General features: G+C 45.2%; 20 protein-coding genes. 4 read left to right on the top strand and 16 right to left on the bottom strand.

Annotated features, from left to right (window positions below):
• Positions 1-18 precede the first annotated feature (18 nt).
• Positions 19-648 carry a hypothetical protein gene (locus tag HZC01_04645; GenBank protein ID MBI5037960.1) on the top strand — a complete coding sequence of 210 codons (630 nt, stop codon included), beginning with the start codon at positions 19-21 and terminating at the stop codon, positions 646-648.
• 9 nt (positions 649-657) lie between these two features.
• On the opposite strand, the gene HZC01_04640 is transcribed toward HZC01_04645, so the two are convergent.
• The gene (locus tag HZC01_04640; protein ID MBI5037959.1) at positions 658-909 is read right to left on the bottom strand and encodes a hypothetical protein; all 252 of its coding nucleotides are present in this window, start codon (positions 907-909) and stop codon (positions 658-660) included.
• A 413-nt stretch (positions 910-1,322) separates the two neighbouring features.
• Here HZC01_04640 and HZC01_04635 point away from each other — a divergent pair, with 413 nt between their 5' ends.
• On the top strand, positions 1,323-1,547 hold the full coding sequence (locus tag HZC01_04635) for a hypothetical protein (GenBank protein ID MBI5037958.1): 225 nt from the start codon (positions 1,323-1,325) through the stop codon (positions 1,545-1,547).
• 70 nt (positions 1,548-1,617) lie between these two features.
• On the opposite strand, the gene HZC01_04630 is transcribed toward HZC01_04635, so the two are convergent.
• The 11 genes from HZC01_04630 to HZC01_04580 all read right to left on the bottom strand — a co-directional run bounded on the left by HZC01_04630 (position 1,618) and on the right by HZC01_04580 (position 8,480).
• Positions 1,618-2,016, bottom strand: a complete 399-nt coding sequence (locus HZC01_04630; GenBank protein MBI5037957.1) for a cupin domain-containing protein — start codon at positions 2,014-2,016, stop codon at positions 1,618-1,620.
• A 10-nt stretch (positions 2,017-2,026) separates the two neighbouring features.
• Entirely contained in the window at positions 2,027-2,257 is a 231-nt protein-coding gene (locus HZC01_04625) for a DUF167 domain-containing protein (GenBank protein ID MBI5037956.1), read from the bottom strand.
• 11 nt (positions 2,258-2,268) lie between these two features.
• Entirely contained in the window at positions 2,269-2,580 is a 312-nt protein-coding gene (locus HZC01_04620) for a hypothetical protein (GenBank protein MBI5037955.1), read from the bottom strand.
• Between the two features lie 33 nt (positions 2,581-2,613).
• Entirely contained in the window at positions 2,614-2,856 is a 243-nt protein-coding gene (locus HZC01_04615) for a GIY-YIG nuclease family protein (GenBank protein ID MBI5037954.1), read from the bottom strand.
• Positions 2,857-2,911: 55 nt separating this feature from the next.
• Positions 2,912-3,598: a hypothetical protein gene (locus tag HZC01_04610; protein MBI5037953.1), complete on the bottom strand. Its 687-nt coding sequence runs from the start codon at positions 3,596-3,598 to the stop codon at positions 2,912-2,914.
• 100 nt (positions 3,599-3,698) lie between these two features.
• The gene (locus tag HZC01_04605; GenBank protein MBI5037952.1) at positions 3,699-4,199 is read right to left on the bottom strand and encodes a GreA/GreB family elongation factor; all 501 of its coding nucleotides are present in this window, start codon (positions 4,197-4,199) and stop codon (positions 3,699-3,701) included.
• A gap of 15 nt (positions 4,200-4,214) precedes the next feature.
• Positions 4,215-4,598, bottom strand: coding sequence for a hypothetical protein (locus HZC01_04600; GenBank protein ID MBI5037951.1), 384 nt, complete (start codon positions 4,596-4,598; stop codon positions 4,215-4,217).
• Between the two features lie 102 nt (positions 4,599-4,700).
• Positions 4,701-5,789 carry a hypothetical protein gene (locus HZC01_04595; protein MBI5037950.1) on the bottom strand — a complete coding sequence of 363 codons (1,089 nt, stop codon included), beginning with the start codon at positions 5,787-5,789 and terminating at the stop codon, positions 4,701-4,703.
• On the bottom strand, positions 5,786-6,352 hold the full coding sequence (locus HZC01_04590; protein MBI5037949.1) for an RNA polymerase sigma factor: 567 nt from the start codon (positions 6,350-6,352) through the stop codon (positions 5,786-5,788). Before HZC01_04590 ends, HZC01_04595 begins: the two co-directional genes overlap by 4 nt.
• A gap of 53 nt (positions 6,353-6,405) precedes the next feature.
• Positions 6,406-7,770 (bottom strand): dihydrolipoyl dehydrogenase, encoded by a 1,365-nt coding sequence (locus tag HZC01_04585; protein MBI5037948.1) that lies wholly within the window; start codon positions 7,768-7,770, stop codon positions 6,406-6,408.
• Positions 7,767-8,480 carry a DNA alkylation repair protein gene (locus tag HZC01_04580; GenBank protein MBI5037947.1) on the bottom strand — a complete coding sequence of 238 codons (714 nt, stop codon included), beginning with the start codon at positions 8,478-8,480 and terminating at the stop codon, positions 7,767-7,769. Before HZC01_04580 ends, HZC01_04585 begins: the two co-directional genes overlap by 4 nt.
• Before the next feature lie 153 nt (positions 8,481-8,633).
• Between HZC01_04580 and HZC01_04575 the strand changes: the two genes are divergently transcribed.
• Entirely contained in the window at positions 8,634-10,493 is a 1,860-nt protein-coding gene (locus HZC01_04575) for an N-acetylmuramoyl-L-alanine amidase (GenBank protein ID MBI5037946.1), read from the top strand.
• On the opposite strand, the gene HZC01_04570 is transcribed toward HZC01_04575, so the two are convergent.
• The 4 genes from HZC01_04570 to HZC01_04555 all read right to left on the bottom strand — a co-directional run bounded on the left by HZC01_04570 (position 10,461) and on the right by HZC01_04555 (position 14,291).
• Complete coding sequence (locus HZC01_04570; protein ID MBI5037945.1) at positions 10,461-11,420, bottom strand: GTP-binding protein; 960 nt, start codon at positions 11,418-11,420, stop codon at positions 10,461-10,463. The genes HZC01_04575 and HZC01_04570 overlap by 33 nt on opposite strands.
• Positions 11,417-12,616, bottom strand: coding sequence for an MFS transporter (locus HZC01_04565; protein MBI5037944.1), 1,200 nt, complete (start codon positions 12,614-12,616; stop codon positions 11,417-11,419). The genes HZC01_04570 and HZC01_04565 overlap by 4 nt, the downstream gene beginning before the upstream one ends.
• A 16-nt stretch (positions 12,617-12,632) precedes the next feature.
• On the bottom strand, positions 12,633-13,688 hold the full coding sequence (locus HZC01_04560; GenBank protein MBI5037943.1) for an AI-2E family transporter: 1,056 nt from the start codon (positions 13,686-13,688) through the stop codon (positions 12,633-12,635).
• 108 nt (positions 13,689-13,796) lie between these two features.
• Positions 13,797-14,291, bottom strand: a complete 495-nt coding sequence (locus tag HZC01_04555; GenBank protein MBI5037942.1) for a hypothetical protein — start codon at positions 14,289-14,291, stop codon at positions 13,797-13,799.
• Between the two features lie 132 nt (positions 14,292-14,423).
• On the opposite strand from HZC01_04555, the gene HZC01_04550 reads away from it, so the two are divergent.
• Positions 14,424-14,642, top strand: a complete 219-nt coding sequence (locus HZC01_04550; protein ID MBI5037941.1) for a hypothetical protein — start codon at positions 14,424-14,426, stop codon at positions 14,640-14,642.
• Positions 14,643-14,925: the final 283 nt, after the last annotated feature.

Below are 14,925 nucleotides of genomic sequence, written 5' to 3'. Positions count from 1 at the left end.
CCACTATACATAATCACTATGGACAACCAGGAATACCAGGGGCTAACACCCAATGAACAAGCTATCATGGAGAAGCAGCTACCTGGCCGCGGATTGCTCGAGCAAAATCCAGAGCTCGCGCTGGCGGATAAGTTGCCGGAAATGGACGGCGACCACCGCACCGCAGAAATTATCCAGAATGAGCAGGGCAAAACTGCCTGGCGCAAAGATATTGCCTATAACCGCGTTGATGGCAAAAACACGGATGTCATCAAAGCAATTACCGAACGTGCATTCAACTACGATGATAAGGGAAACGTAACTACCATAAGCGGTACCAATACTGATCGCGAACACTCCTGGGTGGAGAATTACCAATATGATGATCAAGGAACGCTGATTGAAAAAACTGGTCAGGTTACCGAAGGCGAACGCATGGGAGAAATCTACCGGGAAGCTACCACGCGCGAAAAAATTGGCGACTACACGAAAGAAACGACCACCATTATTGGCAAAAAAATGATTGAGGGACAATTGCAAGATTTCACCGTCACCCGGTTCAATTTCCTCGATGCACAGAATCAAACGGTCTATGGCCACCAAGAAGAAACGGGCAAGCCTGAATCAGCTATGACGTGGGGCGAAAAACCAACCGATCTCGAAGACTAGTACCTACCCCTACTCCATTTGAATCTCTCGTAGTGTCCAACGCAACGCGTACGGATCATAAAAAAGAACGTACGTATTTGCCGCGTCCGAACAGGCAAAGCACCAGTGGTAACGATCCCCAACCCGCGTCCGATATACCAAATTAACCCGGTCGATATCATATCGCCGGCCTTGGTGGCGGGTAAACGACAAGGGGCGAACCTTTTTGCCGCTAAAATCAGCCACCACACGGATTGGTTCATCCAGCTTTTCCACCTGCATAAGGCTGTTTTTAGTATACCGAATAAAAACCGAAACATCAAATTTATAAGACTTGATGTTTCGCCCCGAGGCCATAACAGGCCGAGGGGCCTACTTACGTTTTCGCCACTGAGTCCACCAGGGACGAAGGGCCTGTTTGCATTTTCGTCCTGAGACCACGAAGGGGCCACTGCTCCACCAATACAATTGACCATAGCCAGTCACTGGTGTATACTACCTTTTGCATATGAATAACCGACGCAGCACAATGCAATACCCGCCAAAAAACGAGGCCCCCAAAACCCTCATGGCTGGTGCTGCATAAATTTTCTGCACTAACGGTCAATTTACAGTGATCCCGGCCATGATAGGGCCGGTTTTTTTATTATGCAAAAACAAACCTAGTAATTGCACATTACCATTAAGGAGGAATCATGAAGAATCATGAATTAACTTGTCTATCCGAGGACGCGCTGCTTGATTTGCTGATATTACCAAATCAGGTAAAAACAGTTGAAGAAGAGCTAAAAGTCCTCGCTGAATTGGCCACGCGTTTTTTGACAATTCGTCAACAATTGATTGTCAGACGGAAAATGACGCCGGAACGTCGCCAATACAATTATGGCTGCCTTGATCAGGATGATCCGGAAAGTACCTAATCAACAACATGCTATGCGATCAAAAACGACTGCCCTACGTACAGCAGTCGTTTTTTTATTGATCAAACAATTACTCTGAAGTTATTCCGTCAAACTCTTCGTCATCGGCTACAGCAGCTTTCTTGGTATCATGGGCAACCCCATCACGGTGATGAGCCGGTGCATACAGCGTATACATCTGCAGCGGCTTATCCGAGGAGACATTCATAACATTATGCTGAGCACCGGCAGGCACGATAATGGCCGACCCATCGGTTACTAAATATTCATGAGTATCAATTAATACTTTCCCGTCGCCAGATTCAAAACGAAAAAACTGATCATTATCCATATGAACCTCCATGCCGATTTCCTCTTGTGGCTGAAGACACATCAGCACTAACTGACTATGCTTGCCAGTATAGAGGACTTGGCGAAATTTTTTGTTAGCAAGCGTTTGCTGCTCAATATTTGAATGAAAACCTTTCATATTGATAATATTAATTATGTAATATAAATACTTTGTGGGAGGAACGTTGGCCAGAGTGTAGCGAAAGGCTGGTGGGAGGCACGCGCATATAGTCTGCCAAAACTCGACGTATGGCCTCATTTGCTTTACCTGCCTCAGCCGGCTCGGTCACTGAAATAGTAAAATGAGTTTCATCCTGCTGAGCAATCGTTACCGAATGCGCATGTGCTTTTGCTCGAACGTAAATCCTAGATTCAATCATAAGCACAATGACTACTGAGTAACGATCCCGTCTGCGCCAACACGCGCGGTAACTGCTGTAATGCCAAAAAAAGTTTTGCCTCGCACGAGATATTGATCCATGCTCCCCTGCTGCACCTGACGTTCTGTAATCTGATAACGAAAAACAAATAATTGCTGCAGCGGGTGGTCAAAATGAGTTTCTACGCTCCATAAAATAACGCTATCCATGCTATCAGGCACGCTAACTCCTGGGGCAACCGACGGGGTGAGAATCACTGGCACAAAGGATATGAGCAATAAACCAAAGGTGCCGCCAATAATACATGCCCATTTCTTATTCATATACTGTCATATTCCCACGAACTCAATTAATTATCAATGGCGGGTTAATTTTAGTTTATCAGCACGAGATAGCTGCTTGATTCGACTTTCAGCCCGACTGGCCGTTGATCGATTGCGAAATCGCTTACGGTATACCAATCGCACCGGCCGCCGTTGTCGAGTATACCGAGCGCCAGCGGGAGACGAATTGTGCTCTCGCACGCGACGGGCAACATCAACGGTAATTCCCGTATAGAGTGTCTTATCTGCACAGCGAACAATATAAACAAAATACATACGATTTAAGTATACCAAAAAACACCGAGCTCAGCTCGGTGTTTTTTTGAATATCTTATTTTACTTCCTTTTTCTTCTTTGCTGCTTTAGCAGGTTTGCTTTCCTTTACCACCTTTACTGCTTTTTCTTTAATCACTTTGGGTGTGACGGGCGCTGGTACAACCTTGGCTTTTGTCGCAACTTCTTTTGCCATGACCGGCGACAATGACGAGATAATTCGATCCAATTTTGCATTTAAAAGATTAAATTGGGCCAATAATTCCTTGTTATCTCCGCCAGCTGATTGCCGCGGTCGGCTGTCGCGTCGATCGCCACCACGGTCGCTGCGCCCCCCGCCCATGGTGCTGAAACAATCGTTGCAGTACACAGGCTTCTCGCCGCTGGGTCGAAATGGCACTTGGCAGGGATTGCCGCAATTATCGCAGGTAGCATCAAACATTCGCTTTTCTTCGAACCGCGGTCGGCTGTCGCGTCGATCGCCACCACCTCGTTCATCTCGAGTATTGTGTTTGTCGAAACAATTGCTGCAATAGACCGGACGATCGCCACGCGGTTTGAAAGGCACTTGGCACAAATCGCCACAGTCAGCGCAGGTAGCCTCAAACATTTGTTTAGGTCCAGAATCGCGGCCACCAAAACGGCCACCGCCTCGTCGGTCGTCAAAACTACGACGACCACCATCGCGGCCACCAAAACGGCCACCTCGACCACGATCTGGTCTACTATCTCTTGAATTCCTCATATATTTCAATATTTTTATGATTAAGGGTGAAGTGTACAGGCAAACTCTAAAAATAGCAAGGGTTGAGGTAATCTGTCGGACGTATCAGTCAACTTCGGACCTACGTGATCTTAATTACGCGACATGAAACATTCCTTTTTCCAAGTAATACTTCAAATACATCGCCAATTTTTTTGCCTATCAATGCGGCTCCGAGTGGCGATTGATAAGAAATAATTCCCAGGTGAGGGTTGCTCTCAGTGGACCCCAGTATTTGAAATGTTTTTTGTTCACCATCTTGCTCAATGATAACGGTATGCCCTATTGCAATGACGTCCGCAGTTGATTCTGGGACTATCACGACTGCTCTATCTATCTGATCTACCAATTCGTCAATGCGATTATTGATTCCCCGCAGTCTGCCTTTAGCAATTTGGTATTCGGCATTTTCGGAAAAATCTCCCATTTCCGCCAAACGTTTCGTTTCAAGAATTGCCTGAGGCCTGGAAACAGTCTTCAAACGATGCAATTCACGCTTTAATTCATCCAGCTTTGCCGGAGTGAGATGCGGGTCGGATTCTTGATTGGTATATATGCCTGGTTTGCGTTTTGGTACTTGCATAGCTGTTCAAGGTTATTACCTGCCCTCAAAGTAGTCATACTGTTGCTGAACAAGTTCTTCAAATGCACGTGCCGCGACGGTATGAATGTCTGCTAATTTTTTTTGAGAATATGGATTTCCAAAATGATCGATAATATACTGAGCGGCATCAATAACTGCCCGTGGCTCCTCATACACTGCACCAGCTGCTTCGGCTCGAAGTGACCCCTCCAATTGCGTTGTCAAAGCCGAATCATGTGCTGACACGCGTTCTAAAACACTAACCGCTGCCACATATCGTTCGGCTGATGCATTGGATTGTTCAATACGACGATCGACGTTTTCGACGATTTTTTTAACATCCGCTTCGACGGATTTCTCTATATAATCGGGATCTCTGGATGGATTTCCTTCGCGCATATGGTGTCACCCCTATTGTCCATCAATTGATAAAATAAATCAAACGTTAAACAAAACCACCCGCTGCTATAGCGGGTGGTTTAAAATTTGATTCACAATTCTTTAGTTGCCGTCTTCCACGTCTTCTGTTTCATCTTCGGCTTCGTCCTCGTTAGTATTGCTGTTTGCATTCTCATCATCATTTGAATTGTCCTCATTTACATTCTCATTGCTGTCGTTACTGTTGCCGGCCCCATTACGATTCTGATTTGCATTTCTGTTGCGATTCTCTTGACCATTTCCATCCTCATCAGCATCATCCCCTTCCTCATCATTCAAATCATCATTGGTATTTCCATTCGATTGATCTTCATCAGCGTCATCATCGTCATCAGATGCCGATGATCCTCGGTCAAGCTTCAGCATAATAGCAATATCCTCAGTGCTCAGTCCGGTACGACTACGAATTGATTCGATGATTGAAGCGAGATCAGTCTCATTCAACGTGTATTCTTGTTCAGTATTGTTGATTTTTATCTTCACTTTTGCTATCGAACTATCAATTTCAGCTTCAAGTTCTACCTCACCGAATGTTTCCTCCAGGGCTTTTCCAGTTTGTTCACGTTGACGTTCAATGAATCGATTCTGTACCTCTTCTAATTTTTCAGAAACGTCATCAAGCGCTTCGCTGGACTTCCCTTCATCTTCATGCTCAGCTCGAACTCGGTTAATTACGATTAATGCATTATCCAAGGCGCGGGCAGCATGATCAGCGGCCTCTTCAGCTAACTCAGTTTCGCCTTCCTCAATTAACACTTGCATTTCTGACTCGCGCTCTTCCGCGATGTCAACCCAAACTTGGCTCTTCGCATCATCGCCAAAAGCGAATGAAAGACGAGCCTCTTCAAGTGCCTGATCTACGCCAAACAAGGCGTCACCTGGCTTTGCATTATCCGCTGCAATGGCGGTACCGGTCGTTCCGGCCATGAGGACGAGGGCAATGATAATTGGTATCATAGGTCGTACCATTAATGTTGATAAGTGAGCCTTAATTGACTCGTTATTAGTATATCGTTGCTTGCTAACTGACGTTACAGTATCAAATATAGCAAATATACTCAAGCGCATTCGTTGACGAGCTTGATTATCCAGGTGCAGCTGACTGCCCCGCTTCAATGCCTGCGTTATTTCATTATTCTGGTATGATTTCATAATGAGGTGGCTGACGATTCATTGAGTAGTCTGCGTAGTTGACGCAGCGCGCGATACTTAATCACCCGAGCATTAACCGCGCTTGTTCCGATGATCTGCGCAATATCAGATAATCCAATTCCTTCGACGTAATGCAACTGGAGCACTTCTTGAAATTGTAAAGGTAATTGTTTGAACATGCGCCATACCGCTGTACTGCGAGAATCAAATGCAAGTTCCGGTGACTCAACAATTAAAGTAGCATGATTAATTTCTGATACGTGATCCAAGGGGATTTGAACCCGCTGTTGGCGATAATGATCAATCAACTTATGCCGTGCTATCTGGAACAACCAGGTGGAAAATTTAGTCCGTCCGTCATTCATATATCGATGGAGCGACTCAATCGTTGCAACAAATATTGTCTGGGTAAGATCCTCGGCGGTTTCACGAGTACTCACGCGATATGCCACAAATCGGTAAATTCGATCATTAAACAAATCAAATAACTGCCCCATGCTGTCACGGTCACCCGATTGGGCAGCGCGTACTATTTTTTGTATTTCATGTTCCGATATCTCCATGAATACCTATATCGTTATTCAATTATGACCGTTACAATAGGCCCACCCAGCAATTAGCTGAGCTTCATAAATGCCCGTTGCACCACCTCATTCATGGCTGGATGAATATGCACTGTATTAGTAATAGCAGAAACGTATGCTCCGAGACGCATAGCCACAACGACTTCATGGATAAGCGTTGAGGCCTCGGGGCCCATAATTTGGCAGCCCAATATCGTCTGGCCGTCAGCGCTGACCAGCGCTTTGACAAAGCCATCCTGCTCCTGGAAAGCAGCGCCCATGGCCGTACTGGCATACAGAGCTCGCCCAACGCGATAAGGCGTTCCAACGGCTTTCAATTCATCTTCAGTAGCGCCGACACCAGCCACCTGAGGATAGGAAAAAATAGCATGGGGCATGGCCGTATAATCAATGGGGACTTTCTGATCCGTAAACATATTTTGGATGGCAAACCGCGCTTGCCAATTTGCCGCATGGCGGAACATATGATGCCCGACAATATCTCCTAACGCAAACACGCCGGCGATGTTCGTTTCCAAATATTGATTGACGGTGATAAAACCTCGATCATCCATTATCATTCCCGCTGCACTTGCGTCCACCCGGTCGCTATTTGGCGTCACGCCCGTCGCAATTAACAACTGCTCAGCTGTAATTTCACTGATACCACGCGGACCTTCGACAGTAATCGTAAAACCTGCTGTACTATGCGCCACGCGAGTAGCCCGATGCATAAGCAATGTGTTTGCGGTTCGAGAAAAAACAGCAGTGAATGCCTGAGCTATCTCAGAGTCTTCTTTATCAAGCAATCGATCAGTTGCCTGGAGCACCGTGACTTGAGTTCCCAAACTGCTAAATAAATGTGCTAGTTCGGTGCCAATATAGCCTCCACCAATAATAACCAGTGAAGTAGGAAGCTTGTCCAAGCGCAGCGCCTCAGTGCTGGTCAAAAACGGCGTGCCGGCTAACCCCTCGATTGCAGGAATAAACGGTCGCGCGCCTGCCGCTATTAATATTTGATCGGCGGTTATCCGCTTGCCATCAACCTCAATGGTTTTTTCATCCACAAACCTACCCGCCGTTTGATACAGGGTAATATTAGGGTTACGGAGTGTCCCTTCAGTCATTTTTTGAGAATGTTCATCCACATACCCTGTCACGCGTTTCACAATGTCAGTAAAATCAATGGACTCAAGCGATGCGTTCAAATTAAACCGTTTCGCATCACGAATAGCCCGCGCTAACTCCGCTGTATGTATATACAATTTGGACGGAATACAGCCCCTGTTTAAACAAGTGCCGCCCAACGGACCATCTTCAATCAAGGCAACTTTTTTGCCCAGTTTAGCGGCATGGGTAGAAATTTTCACTCCGGCACCTGAACCGATAACAATAACATCATAATGTAAGTTGGTCATATCGTACCTGCTAAATAACGTTTACGAATTCGTTCGGGAAATTTTTCAATTGCGTACCGAAGCATCGTTCGCGGCATGCTCCGATAGTATTTTTTTAAGAATTGTTCTTCAGCGGCCTGATCGCGATTGCCCACTTCACGCAGCATCCACCCAACGGCCTTGTGCATTAGGTCATGCGAATCACGGACTAATAGTGTAGCAATTTTCAGGGTGTCCGTAAAATCACCCTGTCGAATATAGGTATAGGTGGCTAATATTGCAATCCGGCGATCCCATAGCATCTTTGACCGAGCCAAACGATACAGCTCTGTTCGTGGCCGGTTTAATAAAAATGTGCCAACAATATTTGGTGCCGTGGTATCAACCAAGTCCCAATTATTAATCTGCCGACGATGCTTCACATAGAGTCGATATATTTTTGTTTGAATAGCGCGATCGCCTCGGTCAAACTGCTGAATCATAATATACAGCGCGACCATACGATGCTCGTGGATCGTGCTGGCAAGCAATCGCACTGCGTCTACTAATGCCAACTCTCGATATTGCTTAGCAAGCTTACGCACAACGGGCACCCTAATGCCAGTAAAACGATCACCCGCTCCATACTCTCCTTTCCCCGTCTTAAAAAACCACCGGGCGATTTTTGCCTGACGGGGGCTGGCGGCTAAACGTAACTCTCGTAGAAGCGCAGCACGTGTCACGTTACTCATACGGTGTTAAATAATGTATCTGCGGTAGGTCATTTAAATTCGCGTGCGTTTTACAACATGCATTGTAGCAAACTATGCTGCTCTGGACAAAATCGTCATTTTGCGCTATAATAGTATATGAAACATGAAAAACAAAAACCACTAACAAGGGCTATGCAGAACGGTTACGTAACAACTCGATCGTTCCTCTTTGGTTCCCTCCTGGCGGCTATCGTTGTCTTTTTTGGTATTCAGGCAATAGCCACGACTATTCCGGAAGTGCGCAGTAATGAAGAAATTGATTCAACAATTCCGGTCACCAATGGGACGTTCCGATCAGAAATTATCACGGCAGATTATCCATTCCAGGTGGGCGGGTTTGCCTGGCGCGGTGATAGCACTGATGTTGCATTTGAATTTCGACTCTATGTTGCTGATGGGTGGAGCGTCTGGTACCACGCAGAATCCGATAGCTACGTGGAGCAAAATGGTTACCAGTACCTGCGTGAACCCTTCATGGCTAATAATGCAACGCAGATTGAATATCGCCTCACTGCCGACGGAGCGATTGATGATGTCAAATTTATTTATGTTCAATCATCCGACCCTCCTGCTTTTGGTTCGCTCAGTATTTTTGATTGGCTTTTTAAACGCGCTTCAGCTGCTAGCGCCATAACCATCATCCCCCGCTCAGGCTGGGAAGCAAATGAAACTTGGCGCTATGATGCACAGGGAAAAGAAGAATGGGTGCCTGAAGTAGTTACCCCTGAAAAATTTATCGTTCATCACACTGCCGGCGATCCAGGCACCAGCGACCCAGCTGCTACAATACGATCAATCTACTACTGGCATGCGGTAGTGCTCAATTGGGGTGATATTGGCTATAACTATCTAATTGACCAAAATGGAAATATTTACGAGGGTCGCTACGGCGGGGATGGCGTTATCGGCGCCCACGCCTATCGTTCGGCTGCCTGTGCCGCCTCCCGATTCGGCGGCAGTAGCAATGAAGCGAGTTTCAATCGCGGCACCATTGGCATCGCTATTCTCGGTGATTACGAAGCAGGATTAGCGCTTAATCAAAAGGTGCAGACTGCTTTGCAAAATCTTATCGGTACCAAAGCAGCGTTGTTTGGCATTGATCCTACCGGCACGAGTGAATTTATTGATGCGTCTTACCCGAATATAATCGGGCATAGCGATGTTGATTGCACGAGTTGCCCAGGAAAAAATTTATACAGTGCTTTTTCTAATATCCGAAGTGGGGCGCGTAGCGTTTTTTTGGCTCAAGGAGGCATACCCGGCTCGACCCAACTGGCATTCTCAGGCGAGGTAGTCACCCAGGACATTCGGCCGGCTACTTTTACCCGGGCTACCCAAACAATTACCACTACTGTTCGCAATACCGGAACCGAAACGTGGACACGCGGTCAGGTAAAACTTAATATCTACGACCTTGGCGATAACGTAAGTCGCTTCCGGCACTCAAGCTGGCCGAGCCAGTGGGGCGGATTTGATTTTTCTGAATCAAGTGTCGCACCTGGGGGAACAGCCACATTTACCAGTACACTGCAGAGTCCCGACCGGATGGGAACCTACCTTAATATTTACCGGCTGACTGGACCAGCAGACATAAACCAAGAGGACGATCGCTCAATCACCCGAGTCGATTCGCGATTACAGGCTGCCTTAATTTCCAATACCATGCCACCGGCGCTTCTCTATCTGTGGCGGCCAGCGGTTACAATCAAATTCAAAAATACTGGCCTCGCTACCTGGGACCGACACGTGACACTTGAGGCGATGGACTTAGGCGGAGCGGTCAGCAGATTCCGCGATCGTTCCTGGCTGTCAAACTATACCACTGCCCGACTTCAGGAAACCACTGTCGCTCCTGGACAGATTGGTACGTTTACTCTGCGCCTCGATCCCCCAAATAATCCCGGCCTGTACCTCAATAGTTTTTTCATGCAGCGTTACGGCGAAATGGTGCAAAATGGATCATTTAGCATCATTACCCGCGTGGATGGTTAAATCCTGGCGCGGAATTCCTAATCCCTGAATAATATCATCATCGTACGCACCTAGGCCTTCACCCATGAAGGTTATTTGAGTCTTCTCCGTATAGTGTGATAACGGCGTGTAATCAAAACGGCCAAATACGTAATTCAATAAATACGGGCCGTCGGCAAACCGAACCATGCCTTTAATGCGATAAAATTCTGTTTTCGGAAGTTTGGTAAGCATTGCATCAACGTTTCGTCGCTCCAATAGGATATCAGTAACCACCGTGGCAATTTCCACTTCCTGGTCATGATGATGTGTATTCCTCCCCTGTTCTGCCGCGTCAATCTCCAATTGCGAGGCAAACAATTTCGTATCCAGTCCAAATATTAGATCCGGACTGACCACTCCATGGTCAGTTTTAACTTTTGGGGTATTCGGATTTAGCTCGTACACGTCATCAAGTGTCTGATCAAGTGTCCGCTCATCAACTGATTCGTGTTTATTAATCAATATTAAATCAGTATATTGAGCTTGAATTTTAGCTGTGTAGCTTTTGTCAGCGTATCCTTCGAAATTTATCGCATCAATAACGGTCACAATAGAATCTAAATGTAATCGATCCTCCATTTTACGAATTTCCAATGCAATAGGTGCCGGATACGCTGAACCGGATGTCTCGATAATAATTCGGTCAGGATTGTACGTGGTCAATAGCTCATCAATCGCATTGCCCATTTTTCCAACTAAAACACAGCACAAACAACCATTTAACATCTCGGTGACCGCGATATTTGATTCTTGAGCAAGCTGAGAATCAACCGCGACGTCGCCAAACTCATTTTTCAGAAGCACCATCGAGTACCTTTTAGGCATTTGCCGAATCAGGTTCATAATGATGGTAGTCTTGCCGCTGCCGAGATAACCCGTAAAAACGGTGACCGGAATGTGACTCATAGTGGTTGACTAGCCTGAGTAACTTTTATAGTCACTGCCAGTCTCGATATAATAAGCAACGCAACTAAGCAACCGACAACAACAATAAAGGAAATGTGAAAAATATTATTCGCTAATAATAAGACGCCATATAGTAAAGCTTGCCCTCCCATTGAAGCTGCATTACGCCAGGTCGACGCAGAAAGGGTGTCCATTTTTTCACCTTTTTCAAAAAGTGAACTGGCCAACGGTATGCTCATCATTACAGCGCATAAACCAACTACAAAAACACTAAAATAAACAAATGCGTAATTGACTATAAAAATTCTCAATAACCAAAACACTGCGGCAATCAATGCGCCAGTAATAATAGTTTGCTGACGATGTTCACGTTTGATCCGTCCGGTAAAAAAGGTAAAAACCATCATGGCTAAAGCCGCAATAACAGCTACGGCCGCAACTGATTCGACATTACCAATTAAGAAATACAAAAAAAGTGGATATATAATGAACTCAACCGACATATGCACTCCATAGAGTGCAATTCTAAAATAATCTCGTGCGTTCTGCCATGACCCCCAATATGCAGTCCAAGGCTGCTGCGGAACACGCGGTCGATCAGGAGCGTTTTTAATTTTAAATAGAGGAATTATAGAAATTAATACCACAGTTACACTAATATACATCAAGATATCATCAGGAAAAATTAGTAAAACAACAGCTCCTAACGCTGGTGCAAGCATTTCAGCTAACTGCTGAACAATATATAACCAACTTGTATCACGAGATATGTTCTCCTTATGAACACTGCATTCCATAAAGAAAAATAAATGCGATACCCAATACAATGCATCGTACAAGGCGGCAAAAAATGAAACGAATGCTAGCGCCACCCAATCATTTGGCTGAAGAGCGGATAATGACAAAAAATACCCGACCATAGCAACCGAACCGGCAATAATAACTAATCGCGCCCCAACTTTCCTAACTAGCCATCGAGCAAAAAAATTAAGTGGAACATCCATGACCGTTAATAATAAAAGAAACAATAGCACCTGATCGATACCATATCCTATACCGAGCAATAACACTGGAATAAATACTGATATCAACGCACGAGCAAACGTGTGAAGTCCAACTGACCACTCAAAAAGACCCATTGACGAATGCAATGCGCGATGCAGGCGTAAACTAAGATGTTCGTGCTGATGATGCATCAATTCTTGAAATTACTTACGTAGTTGCGGGAGAATTGCCGTTCTTAAAGTATTTGAGATACAGCTCTATCGTCGTTACCAGCAGTATCATGATAACCGGACCATAAATAAATCCCAGTATGCCAAACACTTGCAGTCCACCCAAAACGCCTATGAGCACCAGCGCCGGGTGAAGAGAAAGTTTTTTAGAAACCAATTTAGGCCGCAGATAATTATCCAGATTGCTTACGACTAAAATATTAGTGCCAATGAGGAAGAGGCCTTGCCAAATATCGCCTGTCAAAAGCAGTACTACCGCAATGGGCAACACAACAACCGTGGCACCAAGCATCGGAATAATACCAATAAACATCATAATAATCATCCAAAACAATATGTAATCTACGCCTGCCACCACGAGAAACACCGATGAAACCAACGCCTGGACAAAGGCGATCAAAAACGTTCCTTTCACCATTGAGCGGGACATTTCCACGATTCGCGACAAGTACACCTGATCAATCCGGTCATCCATAGGACTTAAACGCTCGATAAACTGAAAAAACTTCCGCTGAGCTGGAAATAAAGAGAATAGAACAACAACATAAATAAAGCCCGCGGCCATGAAATTAGCTGCGCCTGAGCCTATTTTTGGCAATTGTTTTACAAAAAACTGCCCAATGGCGCCGGCTACATTTTTCAATTCAGCTTGCACATTTTGGACAGTCAACCGATAATCGACGCCAATTTTATCAAGTGCATTATTCCCGACGTCAACTAATGCGCGAATGTCCAAATTGCCTGAGCCGGATAAATCATTGTTAAAAAGGATTATTTGATTTACGACAGCGGCAATTACTAATGACAGCGGAATAACCACCGCAACAATAACCACCATCACAGTAACAAATGAAGCTAATTTCGTGCGCTGACCGAATGAGTGGTGGAAATATTCGTAGACAGGCTTAAAAAATAGTGCGGTTAAAAATGCTAATACCACCGGCGTCAACAGGGGTCGTACGACAATAAACGCGAGAACAGCTACGATAACGATCAAGGCGTAAAAAAACGGTTGTTTGCGAATATTTACCATAGACATGAACTTAGTATAGCTTTTTTAAAAGGAAAATGGAAGACTGACACGCTCAAAAACTGCGAAGGAGATTTTCCGTCGCAGCTTTTGAAACATAACTGAAAAACGTTATTCGGAATCTGTTGAAGTGCTGATCACGACTGAAGATTGATCATCCGTGGCCCCGATAGTCACTGATAGTGTCCGATTGTCCTTTTCCGCAGTAAAAGAAACTGATCCACTTACCTCATAAGTTCCGAGGATCGTCCAACCGTCATCAACAATAGCTGACTGGTATTCTGATTTCAAATCAGTAACGGAATCAGATGAATTCAAAGATACTGAGTACCCATCAGGATCAGTCACATGAATTGCCGATACCAAGGTTCCTTCGGCCACATGTACATCTGAAGGAAATCCATCGGGCAATGTTACGTCCTCTCCTGATTGAAATGAACCGCCATCAGTATTGATACTGACCGTCTCATTATCAACGTCAACATCAACGTCCCCGTTAGTTTGCGATTCAATAATGGTCTCCGCCACTTTTTCGCTTGGGCTAGTACATCCAGTAGCCACTAGGGCAAGTAGCATAATTCCCAAAACGCAAAAAACTTTGTACATAGGGATAATTAATTAGTAATAAAGACTAACAGTTAATAGTATACCTCATTTTGATACAACGCACATACTCGGGACTATCCTGACACACGCAAACATGCTATCGTACAGATACCATTAACCAAATATATCGTTATGTTTAAATCTTACAAGCCAAGCGACACAAAAAAGGCTCATGCTCATCTCGACAAGCTGATTGAACATGCCCAGAAGGCAAAAAGCAAATACGATTCCATGGATTCGCATTCAAAAGAAAAACTCATAGCTGGCGTGGCTGCCGCCATATCGCTACTCGGCGGCATCATTCTTTTCAAAAAAATTAAAGGCAAGAAAGACAAATCGCAAGATTTCTAGCTATTGCGATCCGATAACAGCTGAGAATTAAAAACACCTGTGTGACACAATGTCAGACAGGCGTAATGGTTTTTTGTTTTGGTCTTGAGAACGAATTGTTAAAGGTGCAATTGTGGCCGCACCGTGCGCTTTCCGGGATATCCCAGAGTTGTGCATTGGTGGGCTTTGACGGGACCATGATGGGCCCCACATCGTGAACAATGTTCTGATGCAGAGAGTATCATCTGGTCATGCTTTTCGTGATTCTTGGTGCCATCTATGGCGGTTTTCTTGCTGAGCGGCT

It is taken from the genome of Candidatus Kerfeldbacteria bacterium (assembly GCA_016214565.1).
Taxonomy (GTDB): Bacteria; Patescibacteriota; Patescibacteriia; order UBA10025; family JAHIVO01; genus JAXDBW01.
Note: the sequence above shows the minus strand (reverse complement) of the source record. Positions and strands in the feature narration are given on the sequence as shown.